This is a genomic window from Flavobacterium sp. FlaQc-49, from assembly GCF_044005985.1.
Classification (GTDB): Bacteria; Bacteroidota; Bacteroidia; order Flavobacteriales; family Flavobacteriaceae; genus Flavobacterium; species Flavobacterium cupriresistens.
Map to the genome: position 1 here is coordinate 527,569 of NZ_JBIPCS010000002.1, position 15,856 is coordinate 543,424.

General features: G+C 30.4%; 10 protein-coding genes. 7 read left to right on the plus strand and 3 right to left on the minus strand.

All coding sequences use genetic code 11. The features are described from left to right. The first annotated feature begins 603 nt into the window (after window positions 1–603). The 7 genes from hsdR to ACHRV3_RS05560 all read left to right on the plus strand — a co-directional run bounded on the left by hsdR (window position 604) and on the right by ACHRV3_RS05560 (window position 12,867). On the plus strand, window positions 604–3,822 hold the full coding sequence (gene hsdR, locus ACHRV3_RS05530) for a type I restriction-modification system endonuclease (protein WP_395433572.1): 3,219 nt from the start codon (window positions 604–606) through the stop codon (window positions 3,820–3,822). A gap of 79 nt (window positions 3,823–3,901) precedes the next feature. Beyond that, a complete protein-coding gene (locus ACHRV3_RS05535; RefSeq protein WP_395433573.1) occupies window positions 3,902–5,362 on the plus strand; it encodes an N-6 DNA methylase in 1,461 nt (486 codons plus the stop codon). Then, window positions 5,362–6,771 (plus strand): restriction endonuclease subunit S, encoded by a 1,410-nt coding sequence (locus tag ACHRV3_RS05540; protein ID WP_395433574.1) that lies wholly within the window; start codon window positions 5,362–5,364, stop codon window positions 6,769–6,771. Before ACHRV3_RS05535 ends, ACHRV3_RS05540 begins: the two co-directional genes overlap by 1 nt. Next, complete coding sequence (locus tag ACHRV3_RS05545) at window positions 6,761–8,338, plus strand: AAA family ATPase (RefSeq protein WP_395433575.1); 1,578 nt, start codon at window positions 6,761–6,763, stop codon at window positions 8,336–8,338. Before ACHRV3_RS05540 ends, ACHRV3_RS05545 begins: the two co-directional genes overlap by 11 nt. Then, window positions 8,335–9,126, plus strand: coding sequence for a hypothetical protein (locus ACHRV3_RS05550; protein ID WP_395433576.1), 792 nt, complete (start codon window positions 8,335–8,337; stop codon window positions 9,124–9,126). The genes ACHRV3_RS05545 and ACHRV3_RS05550 overlap by 4 nt, the downstream gene beginning before the upstream one ends. Window positions 9,127–9,136: 10 nt before the next feature. After that, complete coding sequence (locus ACHRV3_RS05555) at window positions 9,137–11,620, plus strand: McrB family protein (RefSeq protein WP_395433577.1); 2,484 nt, start codon at window positions 9,137–9,139, stop codon at window positions 11,618–11,620. Next, the gene (locus ACHRV3_RS05560; RefSeq protein WP_395433578.1) at window positions 11,620–12,867 is read left to right on the plus strand and encodes an McrC family protein; all 1,248 of its coding nucleotides are present in this window, start codon (window positions 11,620–11,622) and stop codon (window positions 12,865–12,867) included. Before ACHRV3_RS05555 ends, ACHRV3_RS05560 begins: the two co-directional genes overlap by 1 nt. Window positions 12,868–13,037: 170 nt before the next feature. Here ACHRV3_RS05560 and ACHRV3_RS05565 read toward each other — a convergent pair whose 3' ends face one another. The 3 genes from ACHRV3_RS05565 to ACHRV3_RS05575 are packed head-to-tail and all read right to left on the minus strand — an operon-like array spanning window position 13,038 to window position 15,597. Next, window positions 13,038–14,054, minus strand: a complete 1,017-nt coding sequence (locus ACHRV3_RS05565) for a hypothetical protein (RefSeq protein WP_395433579.1) — start codon at window positions 14,052–14,054, stop codon at window positions 13,038–13,040. A gap of 28 nt (window positions 14,055–14,082) precedes the next feature. Beyond that, complete coding sequence (locus ACHRV3_RS05570) at window positions 14,083–14,814, minus strand: hypothetical protein (protein WP_395433581.1); 732 nt, start codon at window positions 14,812–14,814, stop codon at window positions 14,083–14,085. A gap of 15 nt (window positions 14,815–14,829) precedes the next feature. After that, on the minus strand, window positions 14,830–15,597 hold the full coding sequence (locus tag ACHRV3_RS05575) for an HmuY family protein (RefSeq protein ID WP_047778175.1): 768 nt from the start codon (window positions 15,595–15,597) through the stop codon (window positions 14,830–14,832). Window positions 15,598–15,856: the final 259 nt, after the last annotated feature.

Sequence of the window (15,856 nt, forward strand, 5' to 3'; positions counted from 1 at the left end):
ATGAAATGAATAATCACTTTTTAGTAATAAATAGTTACTTGACTTTATTACGTTCAAATCTTATAGTTAAACTGTTAGTAGTTTATTTATTAGACGATTGATATTTATTTTATACTAAATGGGTTATGAAGTACCGAATGTAGTGTACACCCAAAACAAAGTTGATACACCTAATTTCTAAATATCAGTTAAGCATCATTAATACTAACAAATCTTTATAAAACAGATATTGGAATACTCATTTAAAAGATATTCCATATATTTACATCGTAATAATTTAATACGCTGTAAGTTAAGTGACCCTATAGGTGACCCTTGATTAAATAATATATCACAATCCTTGTCTTTGCTGGAATTGACATAAAATCAGCGGAACCTCTTTCTCCGCTGAAATTTGAAACCTTCAACTTTTGTTGAAGGTTTTTTTGTTTTTAGAATATTTCGATTGATTTATAAAATCTAATCGCAATATGATTCTTCAAAGATTTTTGAGCTGTTATGGTTTTCCTTAATTAGATTCCAAATCATTTCATTATGTTTGTATGATCGTACTTTTGTAAGAATAAAACAACTTCCTTTCCAATGCAAAAACTATAAAAAGAGATGGCATCAAAATTCATATTTTTACAAAATAACTATACGGAGCTATTTGCAATTAGTGAAATAGCGGAAAAATTATATTATGTTGATCCAAATTCTTCTTTAACTAAATCTCGTCTATTTGCTGAAAAAATGACAACATTAATTTGGCAATTTGAAAACTTAAACTCTTTTGATGGCAATCAAATAGAGCGTATAAATCAATTATTTTACAACAATGCTATCCCTGAAGTCGTCAAAGATATATTTCATGCTATTAGAAAATCAGGAAATAGAGCAAGTCATGATGGAAATAGTTCAAATACAGAAGCTTTATTTGTACTTAAAAAATGTTATCATTTATCTCGATGGTTTTATGAAACTTATGAAAGTACTTTTTTAGAAACAGAAGATTACATAATTCCTGAAAATGATCATGTAAAAACCGTCGAAACACTTAATAATGAACTAAGTAAACTTTCAAAAGAAGTTATAGATTACCAAACTAAAATTGAATCATTAAATGCTTCAACAAATGTTATATCTAAGCGAAAAGAAAAATCAAATCAAAACGCCAGAAATATTGATCTCAATGAAGCAGACACCAGATTATTATTAATTGACAAACAACTTGCTAGTGCTGGCTGGGAATGTGACTCTCTTACAATTAATTATAAAAATAACAAAACACTTCCTGAAAAAGGTAAAAACAAAGCTATTGCAGAGTGGCCATGTAATGGAAAATGGGCAGATTATGCTCTTTTTGTTGGAACAGAATTATACGGTATTGTTGAGGCTAAAAAATATTCAACTGATATTTCAACTGATTTACACCAATCAAAGATATATGCACAATGCCTGGATACCTCTTCAAATTTTAAAACCTTAGGAGAATGGGATTCATTTAAAGTACCATTTCTATTTTCTACAAACGGAAAAACCTACATTGAGCAACTAAAAACCAAAAGTGGCATTTGGTTTTTAGATGTGAGAAAGGAGCGTAATAAGGCTTATCCTTTAAGAGGATGGTTTTCACCAGAAGGAATTGTTGAACAATTCTCAAGGGATGTTGAAAAAGCAAACATTCGATTAGAAGAAAGTGACTATGATTATTTACAAAATCCTAACGGATTAGGATTACGCTATTATCAAATTGATGCAATAAAAGCAGTTGAAGATAAGATTATTAATAATCCTGATGATAAGCGTTCACTTTTGGTTATGGCAACTGGAACAGGTAAAACGAGAACAACAATCGGATTTGTTTACAGAATGATTAAATCAGACCGATTTAAAAGAATTCTATTTTTAACTGATCGCAGATTATTAGCTCTTCAGGCTTTAGGCAATTTTAAGGACAATAAGGTTGAAGATATTAACACTTTTTCCAATATCTATAAAATGGAGGAAATGAAAAATATTATTCCAGAAGCTGATACACGTTTACATTTTGCTACCGTTCAAAGCATGGTGAAACGATTATTTTATTCTGAAAACGAAATTCTTCCTATAGACACTTACGACTGTATTATTATTGACGAAGCGCATAGGGGTTATAATTTAGATAAAGAAATCAATGAAGAGGATTTAACGTTTAAAGATGAAAATGATTATATTGGACAGTATAAAAGAGTAATCGAATATTTTAATGCTTATATTGTTGGCTTAACAGCAACACCTGCCTTACATACAACTGAAATTTTCGGAAAACCTGTACACAATTATTCTTATCGTGAAGCAGTCATTGACGGATTTCTAACAGATCATGAACCTCCTTATATTATAAAAACAAAACTAAGTGAAGAAGGAATATTATGGGAAAAGGGAGAAAAACCAAAAATATTAAATTCTGAAACTAATCAGATAGAAGAATTGGCGGAGTTAGAAGATGAATTACACATAGAAATTGAACAATTTAATAAATTAGTAATTACAGAATCTTTTAATCGTGCTGTAATTAAAGAGCTCGTTCAAAGATTAGATCCTGAAGGTGATGAAAAAACATTGATCTTTGCTGTTCGTGATAGTCATGCCGATTTAATTGTACAATTACTTTTTGAAGAATTTGAAGCTATAGGAGTCGAAGTCCCACAAGATTCAATACAAAAGCTTACTGGTAAAGTATACGAAGTAGAAAACTTAACCAAACGTTTTAAAAACGAAAAGTTTCCCAATATTGTAGTTACTGTAGATTTACTAACTACAGGAATTGATGTACCACAAATAGTAAATTTAGTATTTATTCGTAGAGTGCGTTCTCGTATTCTTTTTGAGCAAATGCTTGGTAGAGCTACAAGATTATGTCCTGAGATTGATAAACAATTCTTTAAAATTTATGATGCTGTTAGAGTCTATGAAGCCTTAGAAGATTATACTCAAATGAAAACAGTTTCAAATCCTTCTATTTCTTTTCAAAAATTGATTGAAGAATTAGAATATATTGACACCCCTGAACGTGCTAAAAAACAATTGGAACAAATTGTTGCTAAGTTACAACGGAAAAAGAAGCAAATTAATCAAGGTCAGCTTGAACAGTTTATGTATTTAGCAAAAGGCGATTCACCTGAAGAATTTATTGAAAACCTTTTACAAATTGAGGATAATAACATCCAAAAAGTGTTAGCTAATTATACCAGTCTCTGGGGTTTTCTTGACAAGAAAATATACCAACCAAAAATACAATTAGTTTCGGAGCATCTGGATGAAGTTACTGAAATACAACGCGGTTATGGAAAAGCCGAAAAACCAGAAGATTATATTCAGGGATTTAAAAAATTTATTGAAGAGAATCGAAATCAAATATTGGCTTTAAAAACTATCTGTACAAAACCAGCTGAGCTTGACAGAAAGTCACTAAAAGAATTAAAACTTTTATTAGATCAGAAAGGTTATAATGAAATTACACTAGCCACTGCTTGGAAAACTGCTAAAAATGAAGATTTAGCTGCCGATATTATTTCTTTTATTAGAACACTAGCATTAGATACTGACTTAGTAAGTCATGAAGATCGAATTAAAAACGCTATTAATAAAGTAAAAAAGAGCCGTTCATGGAACGTAACACAATTGAAATGGCTTGATCGTTTTGAAGCACAGCTACTTAAAGAGACAGTTTTAACCAAATCTGATTTAGATGCAAAACCATTTAGTCTTGATGGAGGATTTACCCGTTTAAATAAAATATTCGAAAATGACTTAGAAAGCATCTTAGTTGTTTTAAATGAAAATTTATACACTGCATAAAATTATTCTCTTTCTAAAAGAAAACAAAATACAATACCATAATAAATAATTTGAGGGATCTCCTCGCAATAAATAAACAATGAGCGCACAAGAAATAGCCAACAAACTCTGGAATCTTTGTAATGTATTACGTGACGATGGTGTTACCTATCACGAATACTTAAATGAGTTGACCTATATTCTTTTTTTAAAACTAAGTGAAGTAAAAGGATTTGACGAGCATATTCCAGCAGAATACCAATGGCAATATTTTGTAAAAGAACATGATAATAATGAAGCTTTTGCAAAATATCGTGAATTCTTGGCAACCGTAAGTAATAAAACACAAAGCCAAAGTATAAAAGAAATCTACAGCAATGCTTCAACAAGTTTACGTAAACCTGTAAACTTTCGCTCTATTGTAACTGCTATAGATAAACTAGATTGGTACGAAGAAAACGACCGTGACGTCATGGGAGATATTTACGAGAGTTTATTAGAGAAAAATGCAGGCGAAAAGAAAAGTGGTGCAGGACAATATTTTACTCCTCGCCCACTAATTAATATTATGGTCGATCTAATGGCTCCCAAATTGGGTGAACGTTGGACTGACCCAGCAGCAGGAACTTTTGGTTTCATGATCTCAGCTGATCATTATTTGAGAAGTAAATACGATAACTATTACCATTTATCCGAAAAAGACAGAAACTTTCAGACAAATCAAGCTTTCTCTGGAATAGAACTAGTTCCAGATGCACATCGTTTGGCTTTGATGAATGCGCGTTTACATGGAATGGAAAGTACAATCTATCTAAATGATACACTAACTGAATTTGGTAAAAACCTAAAAGATTTTGACGGTGTGTTAGCTAATCCTCCATTTGGAACAAAACAAGGAGGCGAACGCCCAACACGCGATGATTTTACGTTTCCTACAAGTAACAAACAATTGAATTTCTTGCAACACATTTACCGTAGTTTAAAAAAAGACGGAAAAGCTCGTGCAGCGGTTGTATTACCTGATAACGTATTATTTGAAGATGGTGACGGACAAAAAATACGCCGTGACTTAATGGATAAATGTAACTTACATACTATTTTACGTTTACCAACAGGGATTTTTTATGCAGCTGGAGTAAAAACCAATGTACTCTTTTTCACCAGAGAAAAAACCGAAACCAACAATACTCAAAACGTTTGGTTTTATGATATGCGTACTAACGCTCCGAGCTATGGCAAGCGCACCCCTTTTACCGAAAAAGCCTTTGAAGATTTCGTTATGGCATATACAGGTGGAATACCTTTTGACAAAGTAGAAAAAGATTATGATGGATTAGTTTCTGATACAAAAAGAAAAACTATTAAAAACGAAAGATGGCAAAGTATTTCTCGTGCTGAAATTGAAAAAAAGAATTTCAATTTAGATTTAGGCCTAATTGCAGATAGTTCTTTAACAAACTCTGATGATTTAGGTGAACCTATTGATATTGCTAGAGAAGCTCTTCTAGAATTGCAAAGTATTACCGAGCAATTAAATGTAATGATAAAAGAATTAAGTTAATGGAAAATCAATTGCCAAAGAATTGGGTCGAAAAGGAACTTAAAGAAATTATATTTTATGTTATTGGAGGTGACTGGGGAAAAGATCCTGAATCAATCAATGATAATGATTATAAAGAGGTTCTATGCATTAGAGGAAGCGAAATAAAAAATTGGACGGTAAATAAAGGAAATACAGCATCTTTAAGAAAGATAAAAAAGAACAGCTTAGAAAATAGAAAATTAAAATTTGGTGACATATTGGTTGAGATTTCAGGAGGTGGGCCAGATCAACCAGTTGGAAGAACTGTTTTCATTGATGAAGAAGTTTTAAAATTCGAATCTGAAACTCCAAAAGTCTGTACGAATTTTTTGCGTTTACTTAGAATGCATGAAAATTTAAATAGTGAATTCATAAATCATTATTTACAATATTTCTACAATTCTGGAGAAATTACTAAGTATCAAGGAGGAAGTAATAATCTAAGAAATTTAAAATTTAAAGAGTATGAAACTATTTTAATTCCCCTCCCACCATTATCCGAGCAAAACCGAATTGTAGCCAAACTAGATAATCTTTTTGTCCAACTGGAGACCATAAAAACCAGTATGGTAAAAATTCCTGTTTTGCTTAAAAACTTCAGACAGCAAGTTTTGACACAAGCAGTTACTGGGAAGTTAACAGAGAGTTGGAGAGTTGGGAAGGAGTTGGAGGAATGGAAATATGAATTTGCAAAAGATTGTTGTGCAAAAGTACAAAGCGGAGGAACTCCGAAAGGAAGTAATTTTGCAATGTCAGGAATTCCTTTTTTGAAAGTTTATAATATTGTGAATAATAAAATTGATTTTGAATACAATCCACAATATGTATCGGAAGAAATTCAAAATAGCCAGATAAAAAAATCCATTACCTATCCAGGTGATGTAATAATGAATATTGTTGGTCCACCTTTAAATAAAACTGCAATTATTCCGAATAATTATCCTGAGTGGAATCTAAATCAAGCAATTACCCTTTTCAGAGTAAAAAAATACTTATCGAACAAGTTTTTATATTACTTTTTTTGTGAAGGAAGATCGGTAAAAAGCTTAGTAAATGAAACGAAAGGAGTTGTAGGTCAAGTAAACATTTCACTCTCACAATGTAGAGATTTTAGTATTCCTATTCCATCAGAAAAAGAACAACAAGAAATCGTTTCCCGAATAGAAAGTTTGTTTACCAAAGCCGATGCCATAGAAAAACAATACGAAACCCTGAAACAAAAAATAGATATTTTACCACAAGCTATTTTGCATAAAGCGTTTAAGGGAGAATTAGTAAAGCAATTGGATAGTGATGGGGATGCTAAAGACTTATTAAAGGAAATTGAAATACTCAAAAATAATAGCATCAAATCTAAAAATCAAAAGGGATCATCATATGAAAATTAAATCTCTATGGGTCTCAGAATACAAGAATTTGAAAAATATTGATTTAAAATTCAATTCTGACTTAATAACCTTGCTAGTTGGACAAAATGGTCTTGGGAAATCTAATTTGATTGAAATTTTTGGAACTATATTCCAAAGTATTGATCTTTTTAAAACAGAAGAAGAGATAATTAATTGGTCCCGAAAATTAATTGATAATCACTTTGAGTATTCAATAAACTATGAGTGCAATGATAATGATATAAATATCACTGTAAAAGATGATTTTTATGAAATAAAATCACGCAGTATTACTAGTAATGAAGTGACATTGTTTGATTTTAAAAAATTTTTTAAACATAAGAATCAGGTTCTTCCCAAATTCATTATTGGTTATTATTCAGGTGAAAACAAGAGAATAAAAAAAATTGTTGAAACGCATGAACGAAAAGAGAAAAATAATCAAATTAATTATTTTAGAAGGAAAACCAAACCAAATCAAGAATTACGAAAAATTTTCTTTGCAGAAAGTCAACATGGAAAATTAATTCTTCTAACTCTAGCACTTTATAAAAATCACTTACAGTATGGCAAAATAATTTCCAAATTATTCAATGAATATCTAAACATAAATGAAGTTAATAATTTTAAGATTGTATTTAACAACCCTAAATCAAAAGGCTACATTTTTTTAGAAAAAGGAATTGAAGAATTTCCAAATAAATTTTATTCAGATAGAGATGATGATAAAAATCCATTTTGGAATCTTAAAGGTAAACTCCATACACTTTTAAGTGTTTTTTATGATTATGGAATGAATGAAAACAAAGTTTCAACTTATTTAAATGAAAATGAATACAGAGGAAGACATATTCGTGAAATAATGGAGTTGGAAAAAATAGATATTCAAATTTTTCAAGAATATATCTGTGATAAATTTGAAAGACCATTAGACTTTTTTGACGCACTAGAATCAGCTCAAGTAATGGATGTTTTAACCGATATAGAGATTTACGTTGGAAATGAATCAAATTCCGTAAATTTTTCAGGATTAAGTGAGGGACAACTACAACTAATAACAGTAATAGGTTTAATATTAATTACCGGAAACAAAGACTGTTTGTTTTTATTTGATGAACCTGATACCCATATTAACCCTAAATGGCAAAGAATTTTCGTTGATATAATTAAGGAATTCAATTTTAACGGAAATCACTCTCATGTTTTTGTGGCTACACATAGTCCATTAATTGTTCAATCGTATGAAGATAATGATTTATTCCTTTTTAGAAAAGAAGCAGATCAAATTATAATAGACACTGACAATCATAAAATAATAAACTGGAGAATAGATCAAGTTCTATTAAGTGAATATTTCGAATTACCTAATGCTAGACCAAGATATTTAGATGATTTTATGTTTAAACGTTTGGAGATTATTGAAAAACGGGAACTTAGCGAAGAAGATGTTATCGAATTAAAAAAACACGAGAATGATTTTAATGTATTGCCTACCGGTGAAACATTGACAGATATTAAAACATTAATTACAATTAATAAAATCACTGATAAGTTTGATGGAATATGATACAATTAAAAAGATTTAAAATTTTTCCAAAGGTTGTAGATCGATATGGAAATTGTAAAATTACGGAAGCTAATAATGAATTAGAAAAACTATACACCTTATTTCCAGAACTTTATAACCAAGGCATTCTGAAATTTGAATTTGACAGAGATATTTACTCGCACGATGATATAAAAAAACAATTAATAAAGCAACAAAGCGGTAAATGTGCATTATGCGAACAACATATTCTTTCTCTAGATTATGGTGATGTTGAACACTTTAGACCAAAAGGTGGTTATGTACAAAAGGATGAAAAAATTAATTTTCCAGGATATTTTAAACTTGCATATGATTTCAAAAATTTAATGTTATGTTGTACAAATTGTAATCAAAAAAACAAAAAAAATTTCTTTCCGATCAGAAGAATTGACCATAGAGCTAATACAAATGGTGAAAACCTTTCTAAAGAAAAATCTTTTTTTATTAATCCATATGAAGAGAATCCTCGAAATTTAATCTATTTTGAAGATAATGTAGCTAAAGGAAAAGATAAAAATGGAAGAGGAAAAAAAACAATTGATTCAATTGGATTAAATAGAAAATCAGATGGAACATTCAGTGAATTATTTGAAAAAAGGTTGGAAAAAATCGGGCCAATAAGATCTGTTTATAAAATAGCAAAATTACCTCTTAATAATGGTATTATTAGTAATGTTGAAATATTAGAAAATATTGCTTTACTAGAAGAACATAAAATGAAAAACAAAGAATTTGCAGCAATGATTAGAGATAATTTCCCAACCTAAAAATCACTATATGAATATATTTTTCGGTAAAATTTCACAAAAAATAGATCCAAACCAAATAAACGAAGGATATTATATTGCCCCTAGAGGATCATCATGGTTTAGTGATTTGAAAATAGGTGATTTTGTTTATTTAATTGGCGGAGATAAAATACAGTTTTGGAAAGCCCTAGAATGGGATATTAAAAACGGCAAGGATATTTTAAAATTTGATATATTAAATCCTGATTTAGGAATTAACGTTTCACAATTAATTGCTTTAAAATATTTGCGCTTAACTAAAGCATTAGCAGTTTTAACCTCTCGATCTGCGAGAAACAAAGCTTTTTTTAAATTAGAAACTTTAAAAGAGATTCCTTTAACTGATTTATCAGATTCTCAATTCTATAAAAACCCTGAATTATACAGATTAATTAAAATTGTCAAAAGTGAAAACATTGTTGAAGATTCAGATGATATTCAATTAACTTTTGAAAACAACAAATTAAAATTAGTCGATAATAATTTTATAGATAGCTCAATTAAAGAACAATTTATTGATAATCTAGATAAAAGAGGAAATGGTGCTAAGTTAAAAGATCCTGTTTTAGATTTTTTCTTTAAAGCTTCTAGTAATCTACCAACTACAATTAACCATAAAGAAATTGGATTACGACGTTTTTACGATACTTTTTTTTGTGAATATAAAAATAATGAGAAGTACTTTCTTGTTGGAGCATTTTGGGATACTGAAAATCCGCAGGATCAAACAGCTCGTTTCATAAAAGAAAGCATCTGGACTAACGGATACACAGACAAATTTATTAAGGAGGTAAATGGTGTTCCTGCAGGAAGTAATATAGCTATTAAATCAGCATTTGTTCGAGAAAAGACAAAAGCTGTTATGGCAATAAAAGCTAGGGGAATTGTGATACGAAATCTAAACGATGGTCAAACTCTAGAAATACAATGGGAAGAAGACTTTAAACCTTTTGAAGTTGATTTTGGCGGATATATGCAAACCATTAAAGAAGTTTCCAAAAAATCAGATATTGAGGCAATCTGGAATGATGAAGTAAGAAATACAATAATAGATAATTCAATTATAAATTTAATCTCTTCTAAAAATATGGATTTTCCTTTAAATCAAATATTATATGGCCCTCCTGGAACGGGAAAAACGTATAACACTATTAATAAAGCCTTATCAATTATTGAATCTAAGACGGAGAAAGAAATTAATTCTGAGAAAAGAGAAGTCTTAAAGACTAGATTTGATGAATATATAAAAACTGGTCAGATCGTATTTACTACTTTTCATCAAAGTATGAGTTATGAAGATTTTATTGAAGGAATAAAACCGAAAATCATTGAAGACTCTGAAGAAAACAAACAGGTAATTTATGAAATAGAAGATGGTGTTTTCAAACAAATTGTTGAAAGTGCAAAAAAAACAAGAACGACAAGTAAAGAAATTATAGAAAAATATAGTTTTGATGATGCATGGGACGATTTATACAATGAATCAGAAAAGCTAATAGAAAATAACAAATCACTAACTCTAACCATCCAAACTCCAAATCTGGGATTAGGAGTCGTTGAAATTACTGAAAGAGGTAATCTAAAATTGAAACCAATTTATTCTGAAAAAGCAAAAACATATATTGTTTCTTATGACAGGGCTAAAAAACTACAAGAAGTGTTTCCTGATTTATCTATCATTAAAAATATTGATAAAGAATTTAGAGCTGTTATAGGGGGTTCTAATTCAACAGCTTATTGGTCTGTCTTAAATTACATCAATAATAAAATAAGCCAAAGTTCCAAAGTTACTAATATAGAAGATGAGCCTAAATTATTACCACACGTTTTAATCATTGATGAAATTAACAGAGGAAATGTTTCTCAAATTTTTGGTGAGTTAATTACTTTAATTGAAGAAGATAAGCGCGCAGGAAAAAATGAAAAATTAGAAATAACTTTACCATATAGCAAGAAAAAATTTAGTGTACCTTCAAATGTATATATTATTGGCACTATGAATACAGCTGATAGAAGCGTAGAATCAATAGATACTGCACTAAGAAGACGCTTTAATTTTACCGAAATGATGCCTAAATACAATGATTTAGAAAAAATTGAATTTAATAGCTTCAACTTAAAAGATGTCTTAAAAACTATAAATAAGCGAATTGAAATTTTATTGGATCGAGATCATACAATTGGGCATTCTTTCTTCATAAATGTTAAATCAAATGACGACAAAGCTTTGGAGAATATTTTTACCAATAAGATTATCCCGCTCTTACAAGAATATTTCTATCATGATTATGAGAAAATTGCTTTGATTTTAGGAGAAGGATTTATTGAATGTATTGAACCTAAAAATGATAATAAAACATTTGCAAAATGGTCTTCAAATAACATTAATAGCCCTGAATTAGTTCCTCGTTTTATTCTCAAAAAAGAAATTGCAAATATTGAAAATGCTATTAACTTATTATTAAATAAATAATGTTTAGCCGTAATAAAATAATTCAAGTCTTTGAACATAACTCTCTACACTATGGGAGCGAATTTAATGGTGTATTATTTGAAGAAAAACATTTTACAGCCCTTGTAAAATTAAATGAACTTCATAATAATGAGTATTTTACAATAATCAACAAAGGAATTAAATTTAAACAATATGTTGGAGTTATTTCTGTAGCTGGACTAACAATTGAAATTCTTCCAAAAGTTGACAATTGTGAAACTGATGAAAATCTATGGCAAAAAACTTTAATAGAAATGCTTCGAATTACAAAAAAGCTTAAAGTTCAAAATGTGAACCAAGCGAATGTAAATAAGCAAAATATTCATTTACTGGATCTCTATTTTGAATGGTTTTTAAATGAGGTTCAAAGCTTAATTCATCAAGGTTTAATAAAACAATATTATAAGGAAACAGGTAATGTAAAAGCTTTAAAAGGAAAATTAGAATTTGCTGCACACATTAATAAAAATCTAGTTCATAAAGAGCGTTTTTACACCACCCATCAGATTTACGATAAAGATCATTTGGTGCATCAAATTCTATTTAAAGCTTTAGATATAGTAGAAAAATGCACTAAAGGCAATTATCTTTATTCTAAATGTAAAACAGTACAATTAGATTTTCCTGAAGTAAAAAACATTTCAGTTACAGAAGACACATTTTTAAGAGTTTCAAAAAGCAGAAAAACAGCTCCCTATGAAACTGCTTTGGAAATTTCAAAGTTTATTATATTAAATTTTGCTCCTAATATTTCCAGTGGCTCAGAAAATATGCTTGCATTACTTTTTGACATGAATTCATTGTGGGAAGAATATATATTAGCAAGATTAAAACAGTCAGATAGAAAGATAGCTATTCGTGGGCAACAGTCTACTCGTTTTTGGAATGACATTTCGATAAGACCTGATATTGTAATTGAATACGAGTTTAGTAAGTTTATTATTGATACAAAATGGAAAAACATCTTACACAATCAACCATCAACACATGATTTACGACAAATGTATGTCTACAATGACTATTGGGAATCTACAAAAGCAATGTTACTTTATCCCTCAAATAAAACAGATTTTAAAGGATTTAAAAAATTTGAAGGGGACCATTCAAAGCATACGTGTGGTTTAGGACAAATTTCAATTTTCAAAGAAGATAACGAGACTTTAAATGATAAAATTGGAGAGAAAATTATCGATTGGTTTGTCAAAGAAACTCCTTTTAGATCCTAAAACCTTCCTACCCGCTCTCTAATTAACATAAAATACTTCTTTTTTATCACTTCAGATAAAAATGAAATCTCAATCAATTAATTCTCAACACTACAATTTTTAGAAACAACACAAAACCCCTTACCATTTTTCACAACAGTAAGGGGTTCTTATTTATCAATCTAACTATTTTACTTAAAATACACACCAACCAGATTGCCGGCGTTATCTCTGAGGTAAACTGAAATTCTAACATTTTTTTCGCCTCTGTAATCAATGTAGGCTCTTTGATACAATTTGTTAGCATCTACCCAATCCGATTTTTCAAATTGGATGCTGTTGCTATTTACAACCGTAAGTTCAGAAGAGTCAGATCCTTGACTGGTTGGAGTTCTCCAGGTGAAGAAAATTTGTGAGGCTCCTCCGAATGCTTCAAAATTCTCTCCTTTTAGCTCATGCTTTTCATTACTGTTAAGGACAATACATCTTGTTCCCTCTATTTCTGAAATCATACTTTCCGGTATGGTTATATAAGGTAGTTTTAAATCTTTTACATTAAAATATACTTTTTTGGTTGTAACCGAACGGTTTCCATAAACTACTTTTAGTTTGTAGCTTCCTGCCGGCATATCCTCTTTTTTAGGCATTACTATTTTTAGTCTGTCAGCGTAGCCGTTGTCATTTAACACTTGGGCTTCATCAATACTTAAAGGATACTCTTTAGAACCGTCTTCAGTAACTAAAGAAACTTTATTTTCGTTTTTGTTTTTAGAAAAACCTTCACCAAAAATTGTATAATCATGTCTAAAACTTGCTTCTATCGGAGTCTCTACACCTTCTACATTGATTATTGGCTGGAGATAGTTAATTTTTAAGGTGTAGGTTTTCTCAGAACCGTCTTCCGCTTTTACTTTATAGGTTGTTACTTTAACCGGGTCGATTTCTGCTCCGGACAACGGCAGCACTGATGCTTTCTCTGACAGTACAATAGATGGTTTTAATATCGCAGGAAGTTGTGCATTGTAAGGCCAATTTAATTCAATTGTTGCGCCCTCAATCTTACCGTAAATCTGTTTTCCTTCATGTTCTACTTTAAACTCATTTATATTATTGTATGGTAGCCCATCAGAATTTTCATCATTGGAACAAGAACTCAAAACCATCATTAGAATTAAGCTAATGGTTTGTATTTTAAAAAATAGTTTCATTGTATATACTTTATTATTAAATTCTTAATTATTTTTCTCCTTGCATTTTGATTAACTTAACCGGTCTTTTTAGCAAGACTGACCTTGAGTAATTCTCAACTCTTACCTGATATTCTCCTACAGCCATATTCTCGGGGAAATAAGCATTTATACCCGTTTTGCTGGTGGATATCTTTTTCAACTCTGTTTCTTTTCCTGTCGCATCTATAAAGAACACTTTTGTGATTTCGATTCCGTTTACTCTTTTTATGATTTGATCAGAGGCAATTCGGATACTGTTTTCTATTACCGTAGGTCCTTCTCCCCAATCTAAAGTTGCTGTTCTCGGATATTCTTTAGCCTTTGCGCCTTCGTTATACAATTCTTTCACTACAATATCCGGCTGATAGGTTACAATCTCTAAGGCGTATTTTTTTAATTCCCCTTTTTCATTTTTTAAGGTGTAAACAAGCGCTTCTTTTTTGTTTAATAAATAATCACTTACGTCTTGTATCAATTTATTTTCGGGTCTATCAACTAACGTATATCCTGTCGCTAATTGAATATCAAGTTCAATCGCAGTAGCTCCTAAATAATACGGCAGGGTTAAAACGATCTTTTTATCGACTTCGCTTACTACAGCAGTTATTTGTTCAGGGGTATTTATTACTTTAAAAGAGGTTATACTTTTTTGATAAGACTCCGCTGGTATGGTGTCCTCGTCGCTGGAGCATGATAATAAAAGGGTTCCTAGTGCAAGTAAAAATGCAAACTTTTTCATATTCAATTATTTTATTTATTTGGTGAATTTTTTTGTTCCGTTTTTCTGAATGGTATATTTAAAACTGATATGCCCCGGCTTATGGCTACGGTTCGGATCCTCAGGATTGTTTTTATAGATGCTTTGTATACTTAGTTTTACGTAATTTCCTTTATTGGTTTTTATCACAATAATTCTTGGAAGTGCATAAATAACATGCTCCTTATCACGACCTGCGTTCGGAAACAACCCACCTCCCATGTCGTAAAAGCACCAGCCCTCTTGTCCTCCCATAAACAGGTTTAATCCAATTTCAGACATTGCTGTCATTTCTTTTTCGGCTGGTATTTCTGTTAATTCCTCCAACGCCTTGTCAAATAAACTTCTTTCCGGTGCACGTTTGGGCATCATTTCAATTGGATCAAAGTAGTCTGCTTCGATCTTAGCGCTTTTGTACAAGAATATTTGTGATGTACCTGCTCCCTGATAGCCTGAGGATTTCTTATCCAGCTTGTTGTTTGCTTTTATAGAGGTATTAAAAGCTCCCGACAATTCTATATCCCATTGTGACGTTTGGACTAAAGCTTTGTCAACAACCTTATTTTCATCCAGATTATAATATATAGGGTCGGCTATATCGGTGTAAGAATCAGATCCCGAATTGCTTAGCAGATTGGTTACCGTATAGGTTTCTACTTGCCCTTTTGGTGTTTCTATTATTTTTTCTTCTGTTTCATCATTAGAGCACGAACCCAGAATCAGCGCTTGGGCAATAATTAATTTTAAAAAAACTTTACGTATCATTACTTTATTTTTATTTAATCTAATTAATAATTGCAAAGTTATCACCTATAAATATTTAAAAAAGAACGTGTTTATTTAAAAAAAAGACGCGAAATAACACTATCCTGAAATCATTAAACTATCTCGATCGAAGCGCAATTGAATAAAAAAAGTAGCTGGATACAGCTATTCACGTTTAATTTAGAAGACTATTTTGGCGCTATCAAAAATTAAAAAGTTAAAAAATTGTGATACTAGCAACACTACTGCTATTATGCCT

Bases quoted from the DNA above. Each gene is read 5' to 3' on its own strand.
- hsdR (WP_395433572.1), top strand. From the start codon at position 604: ATGGCATCAAAATTCATATTTTTACAAAATAACTATACGGAGCTATTT.
- ACHRV3_RS05535 (WP_395433573.1), top strand. From the start codon at position 3,902: ATGAGCGCACAAGAAATAGCCAACAAACTCTGGAATCTTTGTAATGTA.
- ACHRV3_RS05540 (WP_395433574.1), top strand. From the start codon at position 5,362: ATGGAAAATCAATTGCCAAAGAATTGGGTCGAAAAGGAACTTAAAGAA.
- ACHRV3_RS05545 (WP_395433575.1), top strand. From the start codon at position 6,761: ATGAAAATTAAATCTCTATGGGTCTCAGAATACAAGAATTTGAAAAAT.
- ACHRV3_RS05550 (WP_395433576.1), top strand. From the start codon at position 8,335: ATGATACAATTAAAAAGATTTAAAATTTTTCCAAAGGTTGTAGATCGA.
- ACHRV3_RS05555 (WP_395433577.1), top strand. From the start codon at position 9,137: ATGAATATATTTTTCGGTAAAATTTCACAAAAAATAGATCCAAACCAA.
- ACHRV3_RS05560 (WP_395433578.1), top strand. From the start codon at position 11,620: ATGTTTAGCCGTAATAAAATAATTCAAGTCTTTGAACATAACTCTCTA.
- ACHRV3_RS05565 (WP_395433579.1), bottom strand. From the start codon at position 14,054: ATGAAACTATTTTTTAAAATACAAACCATTAGCTTAATTCTAATGATG.
- ACHRV3_RS05570 (WP_395433581.1), bottom strand. From the start codon at position 14,814: ATGAAAAAGTTTGCATTTTTACTTGCACTAGGAACCCTTTTATTATCA.
- ACHRV3_RS05575 (WP_047778175.1), bottom strand. From the start codon at position 15,597: ATGATACGTAAAGTTTTTTTAAAATTAATTATTGCCCAAGCGCTGATT.